Here is a 24,383-nt window from a genome sequence, read left to right as displayed (position 1 = left end):
CCACTGCCCAACCCCCCGTTGCCGAGCCCCGACGTTTTTCGTTGAAGGTGGCCCTGTGGCTGCTCGACAGCCCGCGCCTGGGCGACAACCCCAACGTCAAGCACTTCGCCGGGCGCCTGCTCAAGCAACCGGCACGCCAGGGTGTGGTGGTGGCGCAGAGCCGGCTGGGGCAGATGCTGTGCCGCGATTGCGGCAACGCCCGTGACCGGCGCATCGGCCACGAGCTGCTGCGCCAGGCTGCCCGGGCCGGTGACCGCAGGGCACAGCTCGAATACGGCCGTCTGTGCGCCCAGCCCCAGGTCAACGAGCCGGAGCAGGCACGTTACTGGCTGGAACAAGCCGCCGCGCAGGGCTCCAAAGAAGCCGTGCGGCTGCTCGGGCAACTCACGAGCCACTGATCGACCGCCCGGGGCTGTTAAGCTCTGGGGGATTTCCCTGGGGGTGAGCATGCTGTCTATGGCTGCAATGGATCTGACCAGCATCGTGCTGGGAATGGTGGTGGCGGCTTTGCCCGCTGTGGTGGTGCTGGTGCGTCTGCAACGTCAGCTGGCTGACAGGCAGGCCGCCGCCGCACTGGCCGAGGAGCGCCTGAGCAGTGCGCTGCTGGCCCAGGAGGGCCTGAGCGCGCAGCTCGACGCCAGCCGTGACGAAATCAGCGACCTGGGCCAGGCCAATGCCGCCAAGCAGGCCAGCCTGGCCGCTCAGGGCCGCGAGCTGGAGTTGCTGCAGATCGAGCGCGACAACGCACGCGATGCCGCCCATGCCTGGAACCTTGAACGCAACGCCCGTGAAGCCGAGCTGCGCCGCCTCGAAGCGCGTTGCGCCGGCCTTGCCGCCGAACTGCGCGAGCAGCAGGACAGCCACCAGCAGCGCCTGAACGATCTGCAGGGCTCGCGCGACGAGCTGCGTGCACAGTTTGCCGAAATGGCGACGAAGATTTTCGACGAGCGCGAGCAGCGTTTCGCCCAGACCAGCCAGCAGCACCTGGGGCAACTGCTCGACCCGCTCAAGGAGCGTATCCAGTCGTTCGAGAAGCGCGTCGAGGAAAGCTACCAGCAGGAAGCCCGCGAGCGCTTTTCGCTGGGCAAGGAACTCGAGCGCCTGCAGCAGTTGAACCAGCGCCTGAGTGACGAGGCCACCAACCTGACCCAGGCACTCAAGGGTCAGAAGACCCAGGGCAACTGGGGCGAGTTGATTCTGGAGCGGGTGCTGGAACATGCGGGGCTCGAAAAGGGCCGCGAATACCAGACCCAGGTCAGCCTCAAGAGCGCCGATGGCGAGCGTTTCCAGCCCGACGTGCTGATCATGCTGCCCGGCGACAAGCAGGTGGTGGTCGACTCCAAGGTCAGCCTCACGGCCTACCAGCAATATGTAAACGCCAGTGAAACCGACGTGGCCCAGGCTGCGCTCAAGCAGCATGTGCTGTCGCTGCGCAACCATGTCAAAGGCCTCTCGGGCAAGGACTACAACCGCCTCGAGGGCCTGCACAGCCTGGATTTCGTGCTGTTGTTCGTGCCCATCGAGGCGGCGTTTTCGGCGGCGCTGCAGGCCGAGCCCAACCTGTTCCAGGAGGCCTTCGACCGCCAGATCGTGATCGTCAGCCCGACCACGTTGCTCGCCACCCTGCGGGTCATCGACAGCCTGTGGAAACAGGAGCGCCAGAGCCAGAACGCCCGCGAGATCGCCGAGCGCGCCGGCTGGCTGTACGACAAGTTCGTGTTGTTCATCCAGGACCTGGACGAGCTGGGCAACCGCCTGCAACAGGTCGACAAGGCCTATGCCGCGGCGCGCAACAAGCTCTGCGAGGGGCGCGGCAACCTGATCAGTCGCAGCGAGCAGCTCAAGCTGCTCGGCGCGCGGGCCAGCAAGAGCCTGCCGGCCGACCTGCTGGAGCGCGCCATGGGCGGCACCGACAACCTTGCCGAAGGCCTTACTGCACCAGGCTCAGATGACGATTGAGCAGGGCGCGCAGGGCCGCCGGCTTGACCGGCTTGCTCAGGTAGTCGAGGCCGGCGGCATGTACCCGCGCCACGGTCTCGCCGTGGCCGTCGGCACTGATCACCACCCCCGGCACCGGCTCGCCCAGGCGCGTGCGTAGCCAGGCCATCAGTTCGGTACCGATTTCGCCGTTGTCCAGGTGGTAGTCCACCAGCGCCAGATGCGGGCGCAGGCCCTTGTCGAGCAGGGCGGCGCATTCCTCGCGGTTGCGCGCCGTCGACACCAGGCAGCCCCAGCGGCTGAGCAGGCTGTTCATGCCGATCAGGATGCTGTCTTCGTTGTCCACGCACAGCACCTGCAACCCCGCCAGCGGCTGGCCGGCCTGTTCGGCTGGCTTGGCCTGGGCCGGGCTCGCGGCGCTGGCCAGCGGTACGCTGACGCGGAACACGCTGCCCTTGCCGGGCGATGAGCGCACCTCCAGCGGGTGGCCGAGCACCTTGCACAGGCCGTCGGCGATCGCCAGGCCCAGGCCCAGGCCTTTTTCGGCGCGGGTCTGGTGGCTGTCCAGGCGCTTGAATTCCTCGAAGATCACCTGCAGCTTGTCGTCGGCAATGCCCGGGCCGCGGTCCCACACTTCCAGCCACAGGCGGTCCCCGGCGCGGCGCACGCCCAGCAGGATCGGGCTCTTGCCATAGCGGAAGGCGTTGGTGAGGAAGTTCTGCAGGATACGCCGCAGCAGCTTGACGTCGCTGTGCACCCGCAGCTTGCTGCCACGCACGCGAAAATCCAGGCCCTGCTGCTGGGCCAGTACCTTGAACTCGGCACCCAGGGCGTCGAACAGTTCGCTGAGGGCGAACGGCTTGGCGTCCGGGTTGATCTTGCCGTTCTCCAGGCGCGAGATGTCCAGCAGGTCGCTGATCAGCTCTTCGGCCGAACGCAGGGCGCTGTCCATGTGCTGCACCAGTTGCTGGGCGTCGCCCGACAGGCCCTCTTCCTGGTGCGACAACGCGGCGGAGAACAGCCGTGCGGCGTTCAGCGGCTGCATCAGGTCGTGGCTCACGGCCGCCAGGAAGCGGGTCTTGGACTTGTTGGCCGCTTCGGCATGGCTCTTGGCCTCGGTCAGCGCCAGGTTCAGTTGCGACAGCTCGTGGGTTCGCTCGGCCACGCGCTGCTCCAGGCCTTCGTTGGCGTCCTTGAGGGCCTGCTCGGCCTCGCGGAAGGGGGTGATGTCGGTAAAGCTCATCACGAACCCGCCGCCGGGCATGGGGTTGCCGATCAGCTCGATCACCCGGCCATTGGGGAACAGCCGCTCGGAGGTGTGCGCGCGCCCCTGACGCATCCAGTGCAGGCGCCGCGCCACATGCACCTGGGCCTCGCCCGGGCCGCACAGGCCGCGTTCGGCGTTGTAGCGGATGATGTCGGCAATCGGCCGGCCGACACTGATCAGCCCGTCGGGGTAGTTGAACAGTTCCAGGTAGCGACGGTTCCAGGCCACCAGGCGCAGCGACTGGTCGACCACGCTGATGCCCTGGCTGATGTTCTCGATGGCCCCTTGCAGCAGGGCGCGGTTGAACTGCAGCACCTCGGAGGCTTCATCGGCGATGCGTACCACGTCCTCCAGCTGCATGTCGCGGCCTTCGATGGCCGCCTTGACCACGGCGCGGGTCGAGGAGGTGCCGAGCACGCCGGACAGCAGGCGCTCGGTGTGCTCGATCCATTCGCCGTCGGCGTTCTGGTTGGGGTTGAAGCCCTTGCCCTGGCGATAGGCGAAGCGGATGAAGCTCTGGCGCGCACGCTCTTCGCCGACGAAGCGCGCGGCCAGGTGCAGCAGGTCGTCGATCTGTACCGCCAGCAGCGAACGGCTGCTGGGCCGCGCGCTGGTTTCCTGGCCAATGAAGCGCCCGGCCTGCCAGTGCTCCGATACCCGCGTGCGCGACAGGATCGAGACCCAGGCGAACACCGTGAAGTTGCCTGCCAGCGACAGCACCACGCCCTGGGTCAGCGGGGTGATCGGCAGGTTGAGCGGGTTGCCGTGCAGCCAGGCCAGGCCCGGGAACAGCTCCAGCGACCAGCCCACGCTGTGGGCGGCAATCGGCAGTACCAGGGTGTAGAACCACAGGAAGGTGCCGGTGGCCAGGCCGGCGAACACGCCGCGGCGGTTGGCCTGCTTCCAGTACAGCGCACCGAGCATGGCCGGGGCCAGTTGGGTGACGGCGGCAAAGGCGACCTGGCCGATGGTGGCCAGGCTGGCGGTGGAGCCCAGCAGGCGGTAGCTGACGTAGGCCAGCAGCAGGATCACCACGATGGTCACCCGGCGTACCGTGAGCATCCAGTGGCGGAACACCTCGAACGGGCGCTCGGCGTTGTTGCGCCGCAGCAGCCAGGGCAGCAGCATGTCGTTGGAGACCATGGTCGACAGCGCCACGGCCTCGACGATGACCATGCCGGTGGCGGCCGAGGCGCCGCCGATGAAGGCCAGCAAGGCCAGCGCCGGGTGTGCTTCGGCCAGCGGCAGGCTGATCACGAACGAGTCCGGCAGCACCGAGTTGGGCAGCAGCATCTGCCCGGCCAGGGCAATCGGCACCACGAACAGCGCGGCGAGGATCAGGTAGGCCGGAAACACCCAGCGTGCCAGGCGCATGTCCTGCGGTTCGATGTTCTCCACCACGGTGACATGGAACTGGCGCGGCAGGCAGATGATCGCCATCATCGCCACGCCGGTCTGCACGATCATCGACGGCCAGTTGATGGTTTCCTGCCAGTAGCCGTCAAGGGCGGGCGCCAGGCGGGCCTGGCTGAACAGGTCGTCGAAGCCGTCATACAGACTGAAGGTGATGAACGCGCCCACGGCGAGAAACGCCAGCAGCTTGACCAGCGATTCGAAGGCGATGGCCAGCACCATGCCGCGGTGGTGCTCGGTCACATCCAGGCTGCGGGTACCGAACACGATGCTGAACAGCGCCAGCACCAGCGACACCACCAGCGCGGTGTCCTGCACGCGGCTGCCGGTGGCATCGGCCCCGGCACCGATCAGCAGGTTGACCCCCAGCACGATGCCCTTGAGCTGCAAGGCGATGTACGGCAGCACGCCCACCAGGCAGATCAGCGCCACCACCACCGCCAGGGTCTGGGACTTGCCGTAGCGCGCGGCAATGAAGTCGGCGATGGAGGTGATGTTCTCCTGCTTGCTGATCAGCACCATCTTCTGCAGCACCCAGGGTGCAAACAGCATCAGCAGTACCGGCCCCAGGTAGATGGGCAGAAAGGCCCAGAGTTGTTCGGCGGCCTGGCCGACCGCGCCGAAGAAGGTCCAGCTGGTGCAGTACACCGCCAGCGACAGGCTGTACACCCACGCGCGCAGGCGTGGCGGCAGCGGGGTGCTGCGCCGGTCGCCGTAGAAGGCGATGGCGAACATGATGGCCATATAGGCCAGGGCGACCAGGGCGATCAGCCCGCTGGACAGCGACATGAAAACTCCGAACGAAAAAACGGTAACGGCCAACCACGATCAATCAGTCTGGCACGCCGTTCTCACTTCGTCAGCGCCGACGAAGGTCGCAGTGGCAGAGCGTCGCAGTGCTCAGTCGCGCAGGGCCAGTTCGACCAGTTCATGCAGCTGCTGCAGGCTCGGGGGCGCTTCGGCGAACAGAATGCGAAACACCGTGGGAGCCACCAGCAGGTCGAGCAGCCGTTCCACCCCGGGGCCGGCTTCGCCACGCTGCTGCGCGCGGTCCAGCAAGGTCTGCAACTGGCCGCGCAGCAGGGTGGTGCAGTAGCCGGGGCAGGCGCTGCTGAGCACGTCGCGCATCATGTGTCGGCCGGGCTCGGAGCTCATCTCGTCCAGATACTGCTCGGCCCAGGCCAGCAGGTCGCCGCGCAAGGTGCCGGTGTCGAGGGGTTCACTGTCGGGGTGCAGGCGCTCCACCGCCACGTCGGCCAGCAGCGCCGCCAGTTCACCCCAGCGCCGGTAGATGGTCGAGGGGGTGACGCCGGCACGTGCGGCCACCATGGGCACGGTCAGGCTCGCGCGGTCCTGCTCCTGGAGCAGGGCCCGCACGGCGCTGTGCACCGATTGCTGGACACGGGCGCTGCGACCGCCCGTGCGAATACCTTCTTTGATCGCCATGGCGCGACCTTAACACAAAGGGTTTGCGTTAAGGATTAAGGGCGCGCAGACTGCACAAAAGCTAACGGTTAGCTTTAGTGGAGAAAGCACATGATCGGATTGTTCAGCCGTCCGGCGTCGGCGCGTTTGCGGCTGGTGTACCTGGCCGTCGCGCTGCTCGGGTTTCTGGCGGCCTCGAGTGCGCCGACGCCGTTGTACCAGCTGTATCAGCATGCGTGGCAGTTTTCGCCGGCAACCCTGACCCTGGTGTTTGCGGTGTATGCCTTGAGCCTGCTGGCGGCGTTGCTGACGGTGGGGTCGCTGTCCGATTACCTGGGGCGCCGGCCGGTGATCTTCGTGGCGTTGCTGCTCGAGAGCGTGGCGATGCTGCTGTTCATCCAGGCCGAGTCGGTGCCCTGGCTGCTTGCGGCGCGGTTGCTGCAAGGCTTTGCCACCGGCATGGCCACCAGTGTGCTGGGCGCCGCGCTGCTCGATACCGACCGCGAACAGGGGCCGTTGGTCAACAGCCTGGCGCCGCTGCTGGGCATGGCCTGCGGGGCGCTGGGCACCAGCGTGCTGGTGGAGTTCGCGCCGTGGCCGCTGCGCCTTGTGTATGGGGTGTTGCTGGCGCTGTTCGTGGTGCTGGCGCTGCTGGTGTGGCGTTTGCCGGAGAGCGTCAGCCGCCAGCCGGGCGCGCTGGGCGCCCTGCGTCCGAGCCTGCTGGTGCCGCCTCAGGCGCGTGGCGCGGTGTGGCGCATGCTGCCGGTTAACATTGCGGTGTGGGCGCTTGGCGGGTTCTTCCTCTCACTGGGGCCGTCGCTGGTGCGGGAGGTGAGCGGCCTGGGCTCAAGCCTGGTCGGTGGCGCGCTGGTGGCGACCCTGACCCTCAGTGGTGCGCTGGCGATCTATCGGCTGCGCCTGCGCCCGGCACAGCAGGTGCTGGCGCTGGGCACCGGGCTGCTGGCCGGCGGGGTGGGGCTGATTCTGCTGGCGCTGCACAACGCCAGCCTGGTGCTGTTCTTCGCCGCCACGCTGGTGGCGGGCAGCGGCTTTGGTGCGGGGTTTCTGGGTGCGTTGCGCAGCACCCTGCCACTGGCCGAGGCCCATGAACGGGCGGGCTTGATGGCCACGTTCTACGTGCTGAGCTACCTGGCGTTCTGTGTGCCTGCGCTGGCGGCCGGGTTGATGGTGCGCCAGTTCGGGCTGGTAGCCACCAGCGAGGTGTATGCGCTGGTGCTGGTCGGGTTGTGCGCGGGGGCGGGGGTGTTGAACCTGCCGGCGATGCGCGGAGCGCGATCTATCTGATCTCGATGGTGCTGCGTTTTGCGGCAAGAGCAGCGTGGATCTTTGTCGGCGCCGGCCTTCAGGCCTGGCGCCGTGCCCCCAGGCAATAGAACAGCCCCGCAAGCCCCACCGACAGCATCATCAGGTAGAACATCGCTGTCGGCATCAGGTGTGCCAGCGCAAACCCGCACAGTACCGGCCCCAGCGCCGCCCCCAGGTTGGACAGGTTCTGTGCGCCGTAATACACCCCGCGCAGGTGCTCCGGGGCAATGCTGTCGATGAACATGTATTCGGCCGGGATCACGATGATCTCGCCCAATGTGAACACCAGCATCGCCAGGCACCACACCCACAATGTCTGCGCCAGCGAGAACCCCAGCAACCCGATCACGAACAGCAGCATACCGGCCAGAAGCCAGGGCATCAGCTGGCGACTGCCGATGCGCCGGCCGATGGCGTATTGCAGGGCGATCACCGTGATGGCGTTGGTCGCCACCAGGTAGCTGACGGTCTGGTTGGCCTGGATGGCCGATGTGGTGGTCACCAGGTACTGCGACAGGTAGGCCGTGAACTGGCCGAACACCACCGCACTGAGCGCGCCGCCCAGGGTGAAGTACACCAGGCGCCGATCGCCGAGCAGGTGCCTGCCGACCGCCAGCATGCCCAGCGTCGGCCCGCCAAGCCCGGCGCGTGCAGCACGCTCGCCCCGGCGTTGATAGCTCAGGCACATGCCCAGCCCCAGCAATGCCGACAGCACGAACGGCAGCCGGTCATCCAGCAGCACCAGCGCCACCCCCACAAAAGGCCCGACGGCATAAGCGACGTTGCTCAGGGTGTATTTGATCGAGAACACCTCGCCGCGTGCCTGCACTGGCAACAGCGCGCAGAAGCCGGCCTTGGCGGCAATGTCCACCACTGCCAGGGTGAGGTTGATCACCACCAGGCAGGCAAACAGCATCCCCAGTTGCCGGCTGGCCACGGCCACGAAGAACGCCAGGGCGAAGGCCAGGGTGGAGAACACGATCACCGTGTAGCTGCGCAGGGTGTCGATCAGGTAGCCGCCATACAGGCTCAGCAGCGAGCCGACGATCAGTGCACCGCCGATCATCAGGCCGATGGCGCTGATGCCCAGGGCGAAGTGCTCCGACAGGTACACCACCAGGTACGGCAGGGTGATGGCCCGCGCCAGGGTCAGCACGAAGGTGGTGCACAGCAGCAGGCGAACCTCGGCGCCATAGCCCCGCAGGCTTTCGAGCATGTTCACGTCCTTGTCCGGTGAGGTCAGACGCCAGCATACGTCAGCCTTGAAAGGCTCGCGAACGGCTTATATATAGGTAAAACAGATAACAGTTAGAGAAATTACCCGTTATATCGATATTCCATAGGGTTGTAACATCGATTTCACCTCACCGGAGGACAGGAGACCGACACCATGACCTGCACCAAGATAGCCCACCCCTTGCGCCCGCTGAGCCGCCTGGCTCACCCGCGCGAGGTGATCCGACAGTTCACCCCCAACTGGTTCGCCGCGACCATGGGCACCGGCGTGCTGGCGCTGGCGCTGCGGCAGGCGGTGCCGGGCTTGTCGGGTATGGCCGAGGCGCTGTGGCTGCTGACCATTGGCCTGTTCGTGCTGTTCAGCGTGCTCTACACCGCGCGCTGGGTGATGTTCTTCGATGAGGCGCGGCGGATTTTCGCGCATTCCACGGTCTCGATGTTCTTCGGCACCATCCCCATGGGCCTGGCGACCATTCTCAATGGGGCGCTGGTATTCGGAGTCGAGCGCTGGGGCACGGGGGTGCTGCCGTGGGTCGAGGCGTTGTGGTGGCTGGACGTGGCCCTGGCGCTGCTGTGCGGGGTGGCGATCCCTTACCTGATGTTCACCCGCCAGGAGCACAGCATCGACCAGATGACCGCGGTATGGCTGCTGCCGGTGGTGGCGGCCGAAGTGGCCGCGGCCAGCGGCGGCCTGCTGGCCCCGCACCTGACGGACGTCCATCGCCAGTTCCAGGTACTGATCACCAGCTATGTGCTGTGGGCGGTGTCGTTGCCGGTGGCGTTCAGCATCCTGACCATCCTCACCCTGCGCATGGCGCTGCACAAGCTGCCCCAGGCGAGCATGGCCGCTTCGAGCTGGCTGGCACTCGGGCCGATCGGCACCGGTGCCCTGGGCATGATGCTGCTGGGCAGTGATGCACCGGCGATCTTCGCTGCCAATGGCCTGGGCAGCCTGGGCGAGATTGCCCGCGGGCTGGGGCTGGTGGCCGGTATCGTGCTGTGGGGTGCGGGGCTGTGGTGGTTGCTCACTGCCGTGTTGATCACGCTGCGCCATCTGCGCGATGGCATGCCGTTCAACCTGGGCTGGTGGGGCTTCACCTTTCCGCTGGGGGTGTATGCCCTGGCCACGTTGAAGCTGGCGGCGTGGCTGCAGTTGGGGTTCTTCACGGTGATGGGCCACGTGCTGGTGGTGGCGCTGGCAGGGCTGTGGCTGGTGGTGGCCAGCCGTACCCTGGCGGGGGCCTGGCGTGGCGAGCTGTTCGTGTCGCCTTGCATTGCGGGGTGCACGGGCAAGTGACAAGGGTGGCAGTTTCGCCGGCAAGGCCGGCTCCGGCAGGGTTTTGCTGGCGCTAGAAGGCCTTGTCGGCGAAGCGGTTCATGCGGTGGCTTGCATTTACCCGTGCATCTGTGGCTTTTTGCGGGCTGGCTTCCTCCAATAACAAAGCCCCACTCAGGACCCTGGACGATGAGTCACCCCTCACAGTTTGCCCTGCTGCAAAAACGGCGCTTTCTGCCGTTTTTCGTCACCCAGTCGCTGGGGGCGTTCAACGACAACCTGTTCAAGCAATCGCTGATCCTGGCCATTCTCTACAAGCTCAGCCTGGGCGGCGACGGCACGATGCTGGTCAACCTCTGCGCGCTGCTGTTCATCCTGCCGTTCTTCCTGTTCTCGGCCCTGGCCGGCCAGTTCGGCGAAAAGTTCGCCAAGGATGCGCTGATCCGCACCATCAAGCTGGCCGAGATTGTCATCATGGGCGTGGGCGCCGCGGGCTTTATCTATAACCACCTGTGGATGATGCTGGTGGCGCTGTTCGCCATGGGGACCCATTCGGCACTGTTCGGCCCGGTCAAGTACTCGATCCTGCCCCAGGCCCTGCGCGAAGAGGAGCTGGTGGGCGGCAACGGCCTGGTGGAGATGGGTACCTTCCTGGCGATCCTGGCCGGCACCATCGGCGCCGGGGTGATGATGTCCAGCACCCACTACGCGCCCATCGTGGCCAGCGCGGTGGTGCTGGTGGCGGTGCTGGGCTACCTGGCCAGCCGCGCAATCCCCCGTGCCGCGGCCTCGTCGCCGCAACTCAAGCTGCAATGGAACATCTTCAGCCAGACCGTCGCGACCCTGCGCATGGGCCTGAAACAGACCCCGGCGGTATCGCGCTCGATCGTGGGCAACTCGTGGTTCTGGTTTGTCGGCGCCATCTACCTCACGCAGATCCCGGCCTATGCCCAGGAGTGGATGCACGGCGACGAAACCGTGGTCACGCTGATTCTCACGCTGTTCTCGGTGGGCATCGCGGTGGGGTCGCTGCTGTGCGAGCGCCTCAGCGGGCGCAAGGTGGAGATCGGCCTGGTGCCGTTCGGATCGTTCGGCCTGACGGTGTTCGGCCTGCTGTGGTGGTGGCATTCGGGGGATATCCCGGCCGCCGGCGCGCCGTATGACTGGCTCGCCCTGCTGGGCATGAGCAAGGCCTGGTGGATCCTGCTGTCGATCATGGGCCTGGGTGTTTTCGGCGGTTTCTACATCGTGCCGCTGTACGCGCTGATCCAGTCGCGCACCCCCGAAGACGAGCGTGCCCGGGTGATCGCGGCCAACAACATCCTCAATGCACTGTTCATGGTGGTCTCGGCCGTGGTCACCATGCTGTTGCTGGGGCTGGCCAAGCTGAGTATCCCGCAGCTGTTTCTGGTGGTGTCACTGCTCAACATCGCAGTCAACACCTACATCTTCCGCATCGTGCCCGAGTTCAGCATGCGCTTCATGATCTGGCTGCTCAGCCATTCCATGTACCGCGTCGAACACCGCGACCTGGACAAGATCCCGGATGAAGGCGCGGCGCTGCTGGTGTGCAACCACGTGTCGTTCGTCGATGCGCTGCTGATTGCCGGGGCCGTGCGCCGGCCGATCCGCTTTGTCATGTACTACAAGATCTACCGCCTGCCGGTGCTCAATTTCATCTTCCGTACTGCGGGGGCGATCCCGATTGCCGGGCGCAACGAAGACCTGCCGACCTACGAGCGTGCGTTCGAGAAAATTGCCGCCTACCTGGCTGACGGGGAGCTGGTGTGCATCTTCCCGGAAGGCAAGCTGACCTCCGATGGCGAGATCGATGCATTCAAGGGCGGCTTGAGCCTGATTCTGGAGCGCACGCCGGTGCCGGTGATTCCGTTGGCGCTGCAAGGCCTGTGGGGGAGTTTCTTCAGCCGTGACCCGGCCAAGGGGTTTTTCCGGCGCCTGTGGTCGCGGGTGACCCTGGTGGCCGGTAGCGCCGTACCGGTGGAAACGGCGCAACCGGCGCTGTTGCGCGAGCGGGTCAGCGAACTACGCGGCACCTGGCGCTAGGCGCGGGGGCCGGGGTCAGCTGGCGCTGACCTTGAGCCCCACCAGGCCGATTATGATCAGTGCCACGCTGGTCAGGCGCATCAACGCCATGGATTCGCCAAACAGGATGATCCCGGCGATCACCGTACCCACTGCGCCCACACCGGTCCAGATTGCATAGGCGGTGCCCAGCGGCAGTTCCTTCATTGCAAGGCCGAGCAGGCCGAGGCTGACCGCCATGGCGGCAACCGTGAGCACAGTGGGCAGGGGGCGGGTGAAGCCGTCGGTGTATTTGAGGCCGATGGCCCAGCCGACTTCGAACAGGCCGGCGAAAAACAGGATGATCCAGGACATGCGCAGTACTCCATCTGTTGATGGGGCCGTCCCCGGATCGGTCACGCGGTGCGTCGTGAGGTCGTCCTCACAGTGCGCACTATAGTGCACATTTCCTTGCCGGGGGGCAAGTGGCGGTCAACGCGTGGCGTCGACCGCTGCCGTTTCGGCGACGGGTTCTTCCATGCGCCGGAACCAGGTCGAGAGTAGCGCACCGGAGATGTTGTGCCACACGCTGAACAGCGCGCTGGGCACCGCCGCCAGGGGCGAGAAGTGCGCACTGGCCAGTGCCGCGCCCAGCCCGGAGTTCTGCATGCCGACTTCCAGCGCCAGGGATTTGCGCTGGGCCAGCGGCAGCTTGAACAGCTTGCCGGTGACGTAGCCCAGGGCGAACCCGAAGGTGTTGTGCAGGATCACCACCGCCATGATCAGCAGGCCCGATTCGGCGATCTTGGCCTGGCTGGCCGCCACCACCGCGCACACGATCAGCACGATGCTCACCACCGACACCAGCGGCAGCACCTGCACCGCCAGCTGTACGCGCGGGCCGAGCAGGCGCTGGGCGAGCACGCCGAGCACGATCGGCAGCATCACCAGTTGCAGGATCGACCAGAACATCTCCATGAACGAGACCGGCAGCCACGCCGAGGCCAGCAGCCAGATCAGCGCGGGGGTCAGCAGCGGGGCGAGCAGGGTGGTGACGGCGGCTATCGCCACGGCCAGGGCCAGGTCGCCCTTGGCCAGCCACGCCATCACATTGGAGGAAGTACCGCTTGGGCAGCAGCCGACCAGGATCACGCCCACGGCGATTTCGGCGGGCAGGTGGAACAGCTGGCACAGCAGCCAGGCCACGCCCGGCATGATCACGAAGTGGGCGACCACGCCCAGGGCCACGCGCCAGGGCTGGCGGAACACTGCGGCGAAGTCTTCGACCTTGAGGGTCAGGCCCATGCCGAACATCACCAGGCCCAGCAGCGGCACGATGGCGACCTTGAGGCCGATAAACCAGGCGGGTTGGAAGAAGGCCAGGAGGGCAAACAGCAGCACCCACCAGGCGAATGTATTGCCGACGAATCGGCTGAGGGCGGCGAGGGCGCGCATGGGGGTGCTCCTTTTTTATTATCGGCGGCCCCATCGCGGGTCAAGCCCGCTCCCACAAGGATTGCAGCGACCCTGTAGGAGCGGGCTTGACCCGCGATGAAGCCCGCAAGGCCTCTATATAGCTATGTAGAGAGAAGCCGATCAGACCCCCTGCGGGATCTCCTCTCCACCCAGCGCTTCGAACAGCGCCGGCAGGAAGTCGCCGAAGGTCAGCATCATCAGGGTGAAGCTGGCATCGAGCTGGCCAAGGGCCTCTTCGCCGCCGTCTTCCTCGGCCTGGTCCTGCAGCAGCTCTTCGAACTTCAGGCGCTTGATCACCATCTTGTCGTCCAGCACGAACGACAGCTTGTCCTGCCAGGCCAGCGACAGCTGTGTCACCACCTTGCCGGTACCCAGGTGCAGCTGGATCTCGTCGCTGGTCAGGTCCTGGCGCTTGCAGCGTACGATGCCGCCGTCTTCGTGGGTGTCGCGCAGCTCGCACTCGTCCAGCACATAGAAGTCGGGCGCAGCCTTCTGCGACTTGACCCAGTCGGTCAGGGTCGCGCTTGGGGCGATCTTCACGGTCACCGGGCGCACCGGCAACGAGCCCATCACTTCACGCAGGGTCGACAGCAGGTCCTCGGCACGCTTGGCGCTGGCCGAGTTGACCAGGATCAGGCCCTGCTTGGGCGCGATGGCGGCGAAGATCATCGAACGACGGATGAAGGCGCGGGGCAGGAAGGCCTGGATGATCTCGTCCTTGATCTGGTCGCGCTCCTTCTTGTAGACCTTGCGCATCTGCTCGGCTTCGATCTCGTCGATCTTCTCCTTGACCGCGTCACGCACCACGCTGCCGGGCAGGATGCGTTCTTCCTTGCGTGCCGCGATCAGCATGAAGTCGCCACTGACATGCACCAGGGGCGCATCTTCGCCCTTGCCGAAGGGCGCGACGAAACCGTAGGTGGTCAACTCCTGGCTGGCACAGGGGCGCGCCGGCTTGCTGGCCAGTGCGGTTTCCAACGCCTCGGCGTCGAACTGGATGTCCTGGGTAAGGCGGTAGGGCAGCAGGTTTTTGAACCACATGGGGTGCATCTCTCCTCGGTACATAAGGAGGGCATTATTCTCCGAGCGGCGTGTTCAGGCCAAGCCCGCTAAGTCATTGGAAGGCCTGAAAAATAATTTTAAAAAAGTGCTTGCCAGAGTGTGAGGTGCTCCGTAGAATGCGCGCCACACCGAGACGAAGGGTGATTAGCTCAGCCGGGAGAGCATCTGCCTTACAAGCAGAGGGTCGGCGGTTCGATCCCGTCATCACCCACCACTTCTCAGTGTATCGCGCAGCGGTAGTTCAGTCGGTTAGAATACCGGCCTGTCACGCCGGGGGTCGCGGGTTCGAGTCCCGTCCGCTGCGCCATATATTAGCTTCAGGGCCCACTGAACTCCCTGAAGCCACAAACGAAGCGACCTTAGGGTCGCTTTTTTTGTGCCTGGCGTTTGGCCGCGCCTGCCACGCATCCCCTCCAACAACGAAAAAGGCGCCGCTGAGGGCGCCTTTTCCAGACAGCCTCGCGCCGTCTTACCAGTTGTAGGTCACGTCTGCACTCAGGGTGCGGCCTTCGCCGTAATAGCAGTCCAGCCCGCCATTGCAGGCCGCCACGTACTTCTCGTCCGTGAGGTTCTGCAGGTTGGCCTTGAGCTTCACGCCCTTGACGTGCAGCGGCGATTTTTCCAGGTCATAGGACACCATGGCGTCATACACGGTGTAGGACGGAATCTGGAAAGAGTCGCCCACGTAGTCCGAACCGTAGCTGCTGCGCACATAGCGCGCGCCCAGGCCCACACCGAACCCGGCCAGTACGGTGGAAACGTCGAAGTCGTAGTTGACCCACGCCGAAGCGGTCAGCGGTGGCTGCATGGCCAGGGTACGGCCTTCGCGGCCGTCGTTGATGCTGCGCCACTTGATCTGGTTGCGTGATACCGCAGCCAGCACGCTCAGGTTGTCGGTGACATTGACCTTGCCTTCCAGCTCGACACCACGCGAACGCACCGAGCCGCTCTGCACGCTCAGGCTCGGGTCGTCGCGGTCGTTGGTCAGCATGTTGTCCTGGTCGATCTGGTAGGCAGACAGCTGGATGAAACCGTCGATCGACCTGGGCTCGTACTTGATGCCCACTTCATACTGCTTGCCGTTGGTGGGGTCGAAACCCGAACCGTTGGCGTCGACACCGGACAGCGGCAAAAACGACTCGGCGTAACTCACGTAGGGCGTCACACCGTTGTCGAACGAGTAGCCCAGCCCCGCACGCGCGGTGAACTTTTCATCCTTCTGGTTGGTGTGGCCGCCGTTGAGCGGCGTCTTGTTGTCGGTTTCGGCAAAGTCATAGCGGCCGCCCACGGTCAGGAACCATTTGTTCCACAGCAGTTGATCCTGGGCATACAGGCCGGTCTGGGTAATGGTGTTGTCCCAGCGGTAAGGCTGGGTGAAGGTGAACTTGCTGCCGTAGACCGGCTTGTACAGGTCGATGCCCGGGCCGCGACGGTCGTATCGGCCGAGGAACTCGGAGTTGAAGTGGTAGTAGTCCACCCCCAGCAGCAGGGTGTGGTCCAGCTCGCCGGTCTTGAACTTGGCCTGGGCGGTGCTATCGATGCCGTAGACCCGGTTGTGCTGCGCCCAGTCCACCCCGAAGCGGTCTGCCTGGTAGCTGAAGTCGTTGGCGCCGGTGACCGGGTTGGGGCCGAATGAATAGCCGTGCAGTGGCGCGACGTAGCGGTCGTCGAGGTCGGCGTAGCGTGCGTTCTGCTTGAGGGTCCAGGTGTCGTTGAGCTCGTGGGCGATCTCGTAGCCGACCACGAACTGCTCGCGGTCATATTTGTTCAGGCCCGGCTCGCCGATGAACAGGCTGCGGCTGATGCGCCCGTTGGCGGTGCTGTACACCGTGCCCTTGGCCGGCAGGCCCTGGGCTTCCGGGGTGTCGCGGTCTTTCTGGTACTGGCCGAACACCGTGACGGTGGTGCGCTCGTTGGCCAGCCAGGTCAGGCTGGGCGCCAGCAGCATGCGGTTCTGGTCGGCGTAGTCGATCTGCGAGTTGCTGTCGTTGACCACGCCGGTCAGGCGATAGAGGAACTGACCCTGATCGTCGATCGGGCCACCGAGGTCGAAGGCCCCGTACTTGCGGTCGTAGCTGCCGCCACCGATGACCACTTCATGCAGCGGCGTGGCGGTGGGGCGCTTGCTCACCATGTTGACGATGCCGCCCGGCTGGTTCTGGCCATACAGCACCGACGCCGGGCCCTTGAGCACTTCGATGCGCTCCAGGGTGTAGGGGTCGATCTGCAGCGAGCCACCCGTGCTGCCGCCGCTGTAGGGCAGGTGCAGGCCGTCCAGGTACAGCGGGGTGGGGGAGAAGCCGCGGGAGGTGGGTTCATCGAACACCTTCACCCGGTCGGCGAAGCCGCCACCGGTCATGCCGGCGGTGTAGCGCAGGGCCTCGGTGACCGACTGGGCGCCGCGCATCTTCACTTCGTCCTGGGTGATGACGTTGATCGTCTGCGGGATCTCGCTCAGGGCCGTGTCGGTCTTGGAGCCGGTGGCGCTGCGCTTGGCCACGATCCCGTCGACCGGGCCGTAGGCCGATTCGGTTGCGCGGCTGTCGATGTTGGTGGCGCCCAGCACCACGGACGCATCGGCGGCAGGCAGTTTTTCCAGCACCAGGGTATGACCGTCCAGCAACTGCCAGGTATGGCCGCTGCCCTGCAGCAACCGGTCCAGGGCCTGGGCCAGGGTAAAGGCACCCTGCAGGGCCGGACCGGACCGGCCAGCCAGGTCGCTGGAGTTGAACACCAGACGTACGTTGGCCTGGTCGGCCAGTTGAGTGAGCATCCGGTCCAGCGCCTGGGGCGCCAGGTTCAGGGTCAGGCGCGTGGTGGTTTCGGCTGCGTGGGCCAGCGGCAGGGTCAGCGGCACCCCGCCACCCAGGGTCAGAGCGATGGCCAGCGTCAGGGTACGGCCACTGAACGGAAAAGCGTTGGAAAGCGCCTGCATTGAAATCGTCCGTCATCAAATGTTGGTAAGAAGCGATATTTATGAGAAGTATTCGCGTTCAAACCAACGACGATTCATTGCCGTCAACCTTGCCAACAAAATCCGGATTTATTTTTCTTCGACGCTCTCGCGGTTCATCACCAGGGTCAGCCACGGCAGTTGCACGACCCGCAGCGGTTGGGTGCGCGCCAGGGTACTGAACATCTGCGCACCGTCGTCCAGGTTGAACACCCCGCTCACCGCCGTGCTCGGCAATTGCCCGGTCACCACCAGTGCGCCGGGTACATAGCGCCCGATTTCGCTGACCACCTCGTCGAGTGGGCGTCGATTGAAGATCAGCTTGCCGCGCTGCCATGCCGAATCACTGGTCAGGTCCAGCGGGCGCGTGGAGGACGGTGGCAGGCCCTGGGCATAGTCCAGTTGCTGGGCCGGTTCCAGGCGCGCGCTCTGGCCACCGGACGTTACCTGCACCACACCCTCGCTGACGCCGACCCGCACCTGCTGTTCGAGCAGGTTCACGTCGAACCGGGTGCCCAGTGCCTGGGCCGTGCCTGCGGCGGCATGCACCACGAATGGACGCGCCGGGTTCTTGCTGACCTGGAAAAGCGCCTCGCCCTTGATCAGGTCGATATCGCGACGCGTGGACGAATAGCGCACCGACAGTGCGCTGGCGCTGTTGAGCCAGACCTCGCTGCCATCCTCCAGCACCAGGTGTCTGCGTTCGCCGACGGCGGTCGACTGGTCGGCCATGTACACCTTCATTGGCTGCCCCAACTGGGTCACGGCCAGCACCGCCAGCCCGGCGGCCAGCGCAGCCCATCGCAAGGGTTTTGCACGGCGTTGGGGCGCTGGCGGCACGAAGGATTGCGCGGTGGCCGTCTGCGCTACCCCGTGCCACATCTGCTCGGCCAGCCGCGCCGCTGCTTCGTGCGCCGGGCTGCGCTGGCGCCACTGGCGAAACGCGGCATGATCCGACTCGCTGGCATTTCCCGACATCAGCATCACCCACTGCTCGATGGCCTGATCCTCCAGCTCGACAGGGGATGGTTGGGAAGGGTTGGGTCTAGTCATGATGAGGGGCTGCTGAAACCTTCAGAGGGGGCGTACCGGGCATTCTAAATAGATTCCGACTGACGTAGCCAATCGCGGCAGTGCCGCATGGCTTGCACAATGTACTTGCCCACCGTGCTTTCGGACACGTCCAGGCGCACGGCGATCTGTGCATGGGTCAAGCCTTCGAGGCGATTGAGCAGCAGTGCCAGGCGCGCCTTGCTGGGCAACTGGGCCAGGCTGCGGTCCAGTTGTTCGATTGCTTCGGCAGCCAGGAACTGCTTCTCGGGGGAGGCGAGGGGGTCGCAGACGTCCAGGTTGTCACTGACGTCGTCATGCAGCGCCGAGCGTCGCTGTTCCTGGCGCAGGCGGTCGATGGCAAGGTTGCTGGCAACGCGAAAGACAAAGGCACGCGGTTCGAGAATCTGCGCCGTATCGGACAGGCTGGCCAGTCGCAGGTAGGTGTCCTGGGCCACGTCCGCGGCCTTTTCCACATTGCCCATGCGCCGTGCAAGAAACGCCAGAAGGTCGGCGTAATGCTCCTGGAAGGCGCTGACCAGCGGGTTGACGGCGGAGGTTGGGGTGGACATCCATTGTGCTCGTGCGACGTAATGCGCAAGCTTATCTCAAATGAGAATGACTATCATAGATATGTTTTTTTACAGGTCAGGCCTTTTTCGCCGTGTGTGCATTCGCTGTTTGTCGAGGTGGGGGGTTCAGTTAAAGTAGGGCGCCTTTCAGCAGGCCGGGCGAGCTCCGGCCGCTGGCCGATGACGACCACTGCCAGAGACCTCATATGCAGGATGCAACCCCCGCCGCCGCGCCCTTGCTGGGCATTGACCTGGGCACCACCAACAGCCTGATCGCCGTATGGCAGCAAGGCCGTGCCCAACTGATCCCGAATGCCCTTGGCGAGGTGCTTACCCCCTCGGTGGTCAGTATCGATGACGACGGCAGCATCCTGGTAGGGCGCGCCGCCCGTTCGCGATTGACCACCCACCCCGATCGCAGCGTCGCGGCATTCAAGCGTTTCATGGGCAGCGAAAAGCGCCTGGAGCTGGGCGGGCAGGCATTCAGCCCCGAAGAGCTCTCGGCCCTGGTGCTGGGCTCGCTGAAGCACGACGCCGAGGCCTTTCTGGGCTGCGCGGTGCACGAGGCGGTGATTTCGGTGCCGGCCTATTTCAGCGATGAACAGCGCAAGCGCACCGTGTTCGCCGCCGAGCTGGCGGGCCTCAAGGTGCAGCGCCTGATCAACGAACCGACCGCCGCGGCCATGGCCTACGGCCTGCACGAGCAGAAATTCGAGCGCACACTCATCTTCGACCTGGGGGGCGGTACCTTCGACGTCACTGTGCTCGAATACGCCCTGCCGCTGATCGAGGTGCATGCTTCCACCGGCGACAACTTTCTTGGCGGCGAAGACTTCACCGAAGCGCTGCTGCAGGCCTGCCTGAAGGACTGGGGCATGACCCTGTCCAGCGTCGAACCGCAGGCGCTGGCGAGCCTGTACGACAGCATCGAACTGCTCAAGTGCAAGCTGGGCGAAGGCCCGCAGACGGTCTACTGGAAGGGTGCCGGCGAGCCCCGCGAGTGGACCCTGGACGAGCTGGGCGCGCAGACGATCTGGGAGCCGCTGCTGGGCCGGGTGCGCGCGCCCATCGAGCAGGCCCTGCGCGACGCGCGGCTGAGCCCGCGCGACCTCGACAGCCTGGTGCTGGTGGGCGGTGCCACGCGCATGCCGGTGGTGCAGCAGATGGTGGCCAAGCTGTTCGGCCGCCTGCCGTACCGCCACCTCGACCCCGACACCATCGTCGCCCTGGGCGCTGCCAGCCAGGCGGCCTGCAAGGCCCGCGACTCGGCCATCGAAGAGCTGATCCTGACCGACGTATGCCCCTACACCCTGGGCATCGAGACCACCCGCGGCGCCAACATCAGCGGGGTATTCTCGCCGATCATCGAGCGCAACACGGTGATACCGACCTCGCGGGTGCAGCGCTTCTACACCTCCCACGAACAGCAGAAGACCATCAACGTCGAGGTCTACCAGGGCGAGCGGCCGTGGGTGCGTGACAACATCTTCATCGACAGCTTCGTCGTCGAGCTGACCCCGATGGACAAGATCCAGTCACTGGACATCCGCTTCAGCTACGACATCAACGGCCTGCTCGAAGTCGACGTGACCCTGGTGGACACCGGCAAGCGCCACAGCCACAGCATCGACCGCAGCCCCACCGGGCTGGATGAAGAGGCGCGCCAGAACAGCCATCAGCGCCTGGCCGGGCTGAAGATCCACCCGCGCGATGCATTGCCCAACCGCACCCTGACGGCGCGCCTGGAGCGCGCCTGGATGCAGTGCCTGGGCGATGAGCGCGAGCAGATCGGCACCTGGCTGAGCGACTTCAGCCAGGTGCTGGCCACCCAGCAGTCCAGCCTGATCGCCAGCCAGCGCCAGCAGTTGAACGAGGCGCTGGACGCACTCAACCTCTAGCCGATCAGGCGCCGCAGCACAGCCTGCAGCCCGCCGCTGAGGGCGTCGGGGTCATGATGCTCCGGCGACACGCCCCAGCGGTTGGGCAGCACGTCGCCGGGCATCACCACCAGCACCAGCGGCAGGAACGGCAGCGCTACCGACAGTGCAGCCAGCAGCACCATCACCACGATCCCGTGGCCGATGTCGTGCAGCCGGCGCAGGCAGGTGCCGAACAGCAGGGCCAGGCCCAGGCCGATCTTGACCATGGCCTCGGGCGCATCGCTGGAGGTGATGGCAAGCACCAGGGTGACGAAGAACCACAACATCAGCTGGCCGACGAATGCGCCACGGCCCAGGCGCGTGTTCCAGCGCCAGAAGGCCCAGGGCGATACTGGCTGAAGATCGGCCTGGGCCAGCAGCAGGCGCTCGCACCAGGACAACACCGCGGTCAGCGCAAAGCGCAGGCCGATACCGGTGCTGGGGTCATCCTTGGCCTTTTGCAGCTGCTTGAGCACCTTGAGGCGCGGTACGCCGACACGGCCGTAGCGGATCAGGCCCTTGAGCGTATCCATGACCTGGTAGAACACCGCGCTGTCCATGCCGTAGGCATCGAGTTTCTCGCGCGGCGGCCGGCTCGGCTCGCCCTTGATCAGGCCGCTGCGAAAGGCTTCGAACCACGGCTCTTCACTGGAGATGTCGGCCATGGTGCGCAGCAGCACGCGGTGCTGTTCGGCATCCAGTGCCGGGTCGTGGTAGAGCACCGCCCAGAACAGCATCATGCCCAGCAGGTCGTCGGCGAAGGCCTCTTCGTCCTTCTGGTAGCTGGCCAGCAACGCCAGCGTGCTGGGCAGGCGCGCACTGCTCAGGGCCTGGTCCGGCGCGGGCAGGCTGTCGGCAATGGCTTTTTGCAGCGGGTCGCGGCTGTCCAGCCAGCCCAACAGCCCATCGAGGTTGCCTTGTTCCTGCAGCAGGTTCAGCAGCAGGGTATGGACCTTTGCCAACGGATGGCCGGGTGGGCACTGCAGGGTGTCGAGCATGCTCGGCGTCACCAGCGCCAGCCAGCGTTGTGGCGCCTGGGCCAGGGCCAGCATGAACAGTGCCTGGCGGTGCCAGTGCCACAACTCGGCGCCGGCCGGTGCGGGAGGCAGCACCACGCCTGCGGCGCCCAGCTCGCATTGCATCTCCAGGCCGAACGGTACCGGCATCATGGCGCGCGGGCTGAAGGTCTCGTGCAGGCGGGCCAGGGTGCGCCCGTCGTAGGCGCGCAGGCGGCGCAGCCAGTCGCGGCACAGCGTGGTGGCGCCGTCCTTGAGCACGTCGGGCAGTTGTGGGTGCGGCGAGTTGCTGTTCAGGAACGCCTGGATCGCCAGGGGGATCGGCGCCTGTTGCAGCCAGGCCAGTTGCTGTTGGGCCTGGTAGCGCAAGCCGTCGAGGATCAGTTCATCGATCAGGTGGCTGCTTTTAGGTTCGTCGAGCACCTGTTGCAGCAGCGCGGCGTCACCGCAGTGCAGGGCCCAGGCGTGACGGTACAGACGCTGCAGGGCCGGGTCCGGGTGTTCGTCGATCAGGCTGGCGAGCAGTTCCAGCTCACGCTCATCGGTGGCCCGCCAGTCGACGAACTGCCCGGCGATGCCGTCCAGTTCCAGACGCGCGGCCTGGAACCAGCGCGTCAGGGTTTCCGGGCGCTGCGCCGGGCTGCCCAGGGTCTGTTCGTCTTCGCTCAGGTCGTCGGGCCAGGTGCGCACCGGTGCCAGGCGGTCGAAGGCCTGGATCATCAGCGGCAGGCGTTGCGGCTGGTGCGCGGTGCACAGGTCCAGCAGCTCGCGGGCGGCCACCGGGTGGCGGAACTCCAGCCACAGGCGGCTCCAGCACGACAGCGCTTCTTCTTCCTTGCCCAGCAGGCTGGCCTGGCAGGCCAACTGGTACAGCGCGTCGACATCGTCGGGTTGTAGCGCCTGGCGTTCGACGCACAGCGCGTACAGGCTCGGGCTGGCCACCCCGGCCTGGCCGATCTGCAGCAGCAGGCGTTCGACCAGTGCGGCGTCCGGGGGCAGGGCGACCACGGTGTGTTCCCGGGCGAAGGCGGCCAGTTCGAACAGCGGGCGGTTGTTGTAGAGGTGGTCCAGGCTGCGCAGGTACCACAGGGTTTCCAACTGCGCGGCCGTAGACCAGTCGTTCATCAGGCGCATGTCGAACGGGTCGGGGGCGGCGAAGCGAGCCAGCAGCGTCTCGACTTCCTGCGCCTCTTCGAAGCCCAGGCGCAGCAACTGCTTGTCCCAGGCCAGGCGCTTGGCCAGCACCTGCACGCAGGCATTGGACAGCTGGCCGGCTTCTTCCAGGCGCCACAGCAGCTCCCAGCTGACGTCCTCGAGTTCTTCGAGGGGCAACTGGTCGAGCTCACGCAAGTAGTCCTGCCAGGCATCGACGTTGTAGCGCCGGGCCGGGTCGGCGAGCATGCGGGCGAAGGTGGCGATGACCGGGTGCACGCGGGGCGGGCGCGGCGGGCGTTCTGCATAGGCCTGTTCTTCGCCGGCGTCCTCGTCGTCTTCGTCTTCGTCATCGTCATCCGTGCGGGTGGCGAGCTTGAGCGCGTGCTCGTAGGCCTGGCGCAGCAGTTGGAAGCCCTGCGGGTCGGTTTCGGGGTGAAACTCCGGCAGGCGGGCGCGGTAGGCGCCGCGGATGACGTCCTGGTCCTTGGTGGGCTCGATGCCCAGCTTTATCCAGCAACTCATGACCAGGTGCCCTCCTCGAGCGAATCGGGCCGGGGCGGGTAGTCCAGCGGCAGGTCCCAGGGCAGGCTGGCGAACAGTACCTTGCCGCGCTTGAGCATGTTCATGATGATGCAGCGGTTCCAGTGCTCGGCGCCCTGGCGGTCGATACGGTAGGGGTAGACGTCGTCGTCATGGCTGGAGCAGTTCCAGAGCGATTTGCCGAACATGTAGCCGGCGATGTAGGTGTCCCAGCTGTTGTAGAAGTGGCGTGCGCGCAGTGCCAGGCGGCTGTGCAGCCAGAGGCTTTCGGGCTCGGTGATCAGGTTCTCGAACACCCCGGCGCGCAGCAGGTAGCCCATGCGGCCCAGGTCCCAGGCGCGGGTGCCGCCGAAGCCGCAATCGGCATAGGTGCGTGCGGCAAATTCATAGTTGGCGCGCTCGCGCGGGCCCAGCTCGTCAAGCAGTGCCTGCCATTGGCTGGGTTGGCGGCGAGGGTATTGCCAGTAGGCATCGTTGAGTTTTTCGGCGTGGCCGGTGTCGGCCATGCGCAGCATGTCGAGCAGCTCGCGGCGGTTGTTGATGCCCCACCATTTTTTCAGGTCCAGGTCCCCTTCGGCTTCGAAGTAACGGGGGGAGGTGAGGCTGGCGCCGTTGAGGGCGGCCATGGGGGCAGAAAGGGCGTACAGCCAGTGCTGTTCAATCTCTTCCATGAATAGAAGGCTCCGGGGTCGACGGGGAATGGGCGGGGTCGACCGTAATGGCACGGATTGTAGAGA

Annotated in this window: 17 protein-coding genes and 2 tRNA genes; 8 read left to right on the top strand and 11 right to left on the bottom strand. The window is 65.7% G+C overall.

What is annotated here, in order from left to right; genetic code table 11:
• Positions 1-41 precede the first annotated feature (41 nt).
• The gene (locus tag JZZ72_RS25000) at positions 42-398 is read left to right on the top strand and encodes a tetratricopeptide repeat protein (RefSeq protein ID WP_213086027.1); all 357 of its coding nucleotides are present in this window, start codon (positions 42-44) and stop codon (positions 396-398) included.
• A gap of 175 nt (positions 399-573) precedes the next feature.
• Positions 574-1,959: a DNA recombination protein RmuC gene (gene rmuC, locus JZZ72_RS24995; protein ID WP_162484864.1), complete on the top strand. Its 1,386-nt coding sequence runs from the start codon at positions 574-576 to the stop codon at positions 1,957-1,959.
• On the opposite strand, the gene JZZ72_RS24990 is transcribed toward rmuC, so the two are convergent.
• Both JZZ72_RS24990 and JZZ72_RS24985 read right to left on the bottom strand, forming a co-directional pair.
• Positions 1,931-5,407, bottom strand: coding sequence for a PAS domain-containing hybrid sensor histidine kinase/response regulator (locus JZZ72_RS24990; RefSeq protein ID WP_043860010.1), 3,477 nt, complete (start codon positions 5,405-5,407; stop codon positions 1,931-1,933). The two genes, rmuC and JZZ72_RS24990, sit on opposite strands and share 29 nt — an antisense overlap.
• A gap of 111 nt (positions 5,408-5,518) precedes the next feature.
• Positions 5,519-6,064 carry a TetR/AcrR family transcriptional regulator gene (locus JZZ72_RS24985; protein WP_043860011.1) on the bottom strand — a complete coding sequence of 182 codons (546 nt, stop codon included), beginning with the start codon at positions 6,062-6,064 and terminating at the stop codon, positions 5,519-5,521.
• A 90-nt stretch (positions 6,065-6,154) separates the two neighbouring features.
• Here JZZ72_RS24985 and JZZ72_RS24980 point away from each other — a divergent pair, with 90 nt between their 5' ends.
• Positions 6,155-7,348 carry an MFS transporter gene (locus tag JZZ72_RS24980; RefSeq protein WP_210015326.1) on the top strand — a complete coding sequence of 398 codons (1,194 nt, stop codon included), beginning with the start codon at positions 6,155-6,157 and terminating at the stop codon, positions 7,346-7,348.
• 58 nt (positions 7,349-7,406) lie between these two features.
• On the opposite strand, the gene JZZ72_RS24975 is transcribed toward JZZ72_RS24980, so the two are convergent.
• Positions 7,407-8,585 (bottom strand): MFS transporter, encoded by a 1,179-nt coding sequence (locus JZZ72_RS24975; RefSeq protein ID WP_210015325.1) that lies wholly within the window; start codon positions 8,583-8,585, stop codon positions 7,407-7,409.
• Positions 8,586-8,759: 174 nt separating this feature from the next.
• Between JZZ72_RS24975 and JZZ72_RS24970 the strand changes: the two genes are divergently transcribed.
• Both JZZ72_RS24970 and JZZ72_RS24965 read left to right on the top strand, forming a co-directional pair.
• The gene (locus JZZ72_RS24970) at positions 8,760-9,902 is read left to right on the top strand and encodes a TDT family transporter (RefSeq protein WP_058541019.1); all 1,143 of its coding nucleotides are present in this window, start codon (positions 8,760-8,762) and stop codon (positions 9,900-9,902) included.
• Between the two features lie 168 nt (positions 9,903-10,070).
• A complete protein-coding gene (locus JZZ72_RS24965) occupies positions 10,071-11,945 on the top strand; it encodes an MFS transporter (RefSeq protein ID WP_100635010.1) in 1,875 nt (624 codons plus the stop codon).
• A 15-nt stretch (positions 11,946-11,960) separates the two neighbouring features.
• On the opposite strand, the gene sugE is transcribed toward JZZ72_RS24965, so the two are convergent.
• The 3 genes from sugE to rdgC all read right to left on the bottom strand — a co-directional run bounded on the left by sugE (position 11,961) and on the right by rdgC (position 14,420).
• Entirely contained in the window at positions 11,961-12,278 is a 318-nt protein-coding gene (sugE, locus tag JZZ72_RS24960; protein WP_210015324.1) for a quaternary ammonium compound efflux SMR transporter SugE, read from the bottom strand.
• Positions 12,279-12,395: 117 nt separating this feature from the next.
• Positions 12,396-13,358, bottom strand: coding sequence for a bile acid:sodium symporter family protein (locus JZZ72_RS24955; RefSeq protein WP_210015323.1), 963 nt, complete (start codon positions 13,356-13,358; stop codon positions 12,396-12,398).
• 141 nt (positions 13,359-13,499) lie between these two features.
• Positions 13,500-14,420, bottom strand: coding sequence for a recombination-associated protein RdgC (gene rdgC / locus JZZ72_RS24950; RefSeq protein ID WP_043860018.1), 921 nt, complete (start codon positions 14,418-14,420; stop codon positions 13,500-13,502).
• A 159-nt stretch (positions 14,421-14,579) separates the two neighbouring features.
• Here rdgC and JZZ72_RS24945 point away from each other — a divergent pair.
• Both JZZ72_RS24945 and JZZ72_RS24940 read left to right on the top strand, forming a co-directional pair.
• Positions 14,580-14,655: transfer RNA gene (locus JZZ72_RS24945), tRNA-Val, on the top strand.
• Positions 14,656-14,671: 16 nt separating this feature from the next.
• Positions 14,672-14,748, top strand: a tRNA-Asp gene (locus JZZ72_RS24940).
• A gap of 162 nt (positions 14,749-14,910) precedes the next feature.
• Here JZZ72_RS24940 and JZZ72_RS24935 read toward each other — a convergent pair.
• The 3 genes from JZZ72_RS24935 to JZZ72_RS24925 form a co-directional block, all read right to left on the bottom strand.
• Positions 14,911-17,376, bottom strand: coding sequence for a TonB-dependent siderophore receptor (locus JZZ72_RS24935; protein WP_210015322.1), 2,466 nt, complete (start codon positions 17,374-17,376; stop codon positions 14,911-14,913).
• Between the two features lie 108 nt (positions 17,377-17,484).
• Positions 17,485-18,447 (bottom strand): FecR family protein, encoded by a 963-nt coding sequence (locus JZZ72_RS24930; protein ID WP_043860020.1) that lies wholly within the window; start codon positions 18,445-18,447, stop codon positions 17,485-17,487.
• Positions 18,448-18,491: 44 nt separating this feature from the next.
• Positions 18,492-19,016, bottom strand: coding sequence for a sigma-70 family RNA polymerase sigma factor (locus JZZ72_RS24925; RefSeq protein ID WP_043860021.1), 525 nt, complete (start codon positions 19,014-19,016; stop codon positions 18,492-18,494).
• A 206-nt stretch (positions 19,017-19,222) separates the two neighbouring features.
• Here JZZ72_RS24925 and JZZ72_RS24920 point away from each other — a divergent pair, with 206 nt between their 5' ends.
• Positions 19,223-20,914 (top strand): molecular chaperone HscC, encoded by a 1,692-nt coding sequence (locus tag JZZ72_RS24920; RefSeq protein ID WP_054914674.1) that lies wholly within the window; start codon positions 19,223-19,225, stop codon positions 20,912-20,914.
• Here the strand turns inward: JZZ72_RS24920 and JZZ72_RS24915 are convergent.
• Both JZZ72_RS24915 and JZZ72_RS24910 read right to left on the bottom strand, forming a co-directional pair.
• Positions 20,911-23,628, bottom strand: a complete 2,718-nt coding sequence (locus JZZ72_RS24915; RefSeq protein WP_043860022.1) for a molecular chaperone DnaJ — start codon at positions 23,626-23,628, stop codon at positions 20,911-20,913. The genes JZZ72_RS24920 and JZZ72_RS24915 overlap by 4 nt on opposite strands.
• The gene (locus tag JZZ72_RS24910) at positions 23,625-24,317 is read right to left on the bottom strand and encodes a DUF1266 domain-containing protein (RefSeq protein WP_210015321.1); all 693 of its coding nucleotides are present in this window, start codon (positions 24,315-24,317) and stop codon (positions 23,625-23,627) included. Before JZZ72_RS24910 ends, JZZ72_RS24915 begins: the two co-directional genes overlap by 4 nt.
• Between the last annotated feature and the right edge of the window lie 66 nt (positions 24,318-24,383).

The sequence above is a fragment of the Pseudomonas palmensis genome (assembly GCF_017848315.1).
Classification (GTDB): Bacteria; Pseudomonadota; Gammaproteobacteria; order Pseudomonadales; family Pseudomonadaceae; genus Aquipseudomonas; species Aquipseudomonas palmensis.
This window is presented reverse-complemented; position numbering and strand designations above follow the sequence as displayed.

What these genes read in the sequence shown, in the direction of transcription:
- JZZ72_RS24935 (WP_210015322.1), bottom strand. Translation starts at nt 17,376, where the DNA reads ATGCAGGCGCTTTCCAACGCTTTTCCGTTCAGTGGCCGTACCCTGACG.
- JZZ72_RS24965 (WP_100635010.1), top strand. Translation starts at nt 10,071, where the DNA reads ATGAGTCACCCCTCACAGTTTGCCCTGCTGCAAAAACGGCGCTTTCTG.
- sugE (WP_210015324.1), bottom strand. Translation starts at nt 12,278, where the DNA reads ATGTCCTGGATCATCCTGTTTTTCGCCGGCCTGTTCGAAGTCGGCTGG.
- JZZ72_RS24915 (WP_043860022.1), bottom strand. Translation starts at nt 23,628, where the DNA reads ATGAGTTGCTGGATAAAGCTGGGCATCGAGCCCACCAAGGACCAGGAC.
- JZZ72_RS24930 (WP_043860020.1), bottom strand. Translation starts at nt 18,447, where the DNA reads ATGACTAGACCCAACCCTTCCCAACCATCCCCTGTCGAGCTGGAGGAT.
- JZZ72_RS24970 (WP_058541019.1), top strand. Translation starts at nt 8,760, where the DNA reads ATGACCTGCACCAAGATAGCCCACCCCTTGCGCCCGCTGAGCCGCCTG.
- JZZ72_RS24925 (WP_043860021.1), bottom strand. Translation starts at nt 19,016, where the DNA reads ATGTCCACCCCAACCTCCGCCGTCAACCCGCTGGTCAGCGCCTTCCAG.
- JZZ72_RS24980 (WP_210015326.1), top strand. Translation starts at nt 6,155, where the DNA reads ATGATCGGATTGTTCAGCCGTCCGGCGTCGGCGCGTTTGCGGCTGGTG.
- JZZ72_RS24955 (WP_210015323.1), bottom strand. Translation starts at nt 13,358, where the DNA reads ATGCGCGCCCTCGCCGCCCTCAGCCGATTCGTCGGCAATACATTCGCC.
- JZZ72_RS24910 (WP_210015321.1), bottom strand. Translation starts at nt 24,317, where the DNA reads ATGGAAGAGATTGAACAGCACTGGCTGTACGCCCTTTCTGCCCCCATG.
- rdgC (WP_043860018.1), bottom strand. Translation starts at nt 14,420, where the DNA reads ATGTGGTTCAAAAACCTGCTGCCCTACCGCCTTACCCAGGACATCCAG.
- JZZ72_RS24990 (WP_043860010.1), bottom strand. Translation starts at nt 5,407, where the DNA reads ATGTCGCTGTCCAGCGGGCTGATCGCCCTGGTCGCCCTGGCCTATATG.
- JZZ72_RS24975 (WP_210015325.1), bottom strand. Translation starts at nt 8,585, where the DNA reads ATGCTCGAAAGCCTGCGGGGCTATGGCGCCGAGGTTCGCCTGCTGCTG.
- JZZ72_RS24920 (WP_054914674.1), top strand. Translation starts at nt 19,223, where the DNA reads ATGCAGGATGCAACCCCCGCCGCCGCGCCCTTGCTGGGCATTGACCTG.
- JZZ72_RS24985 (WP_043860011.1), bottom strand. Translation starts at nt 6,064, where the DNA reads ATGGCGATCAAAGAAGGTATTCGCACGGGCGGTCGCAGCGCCCGTGTC.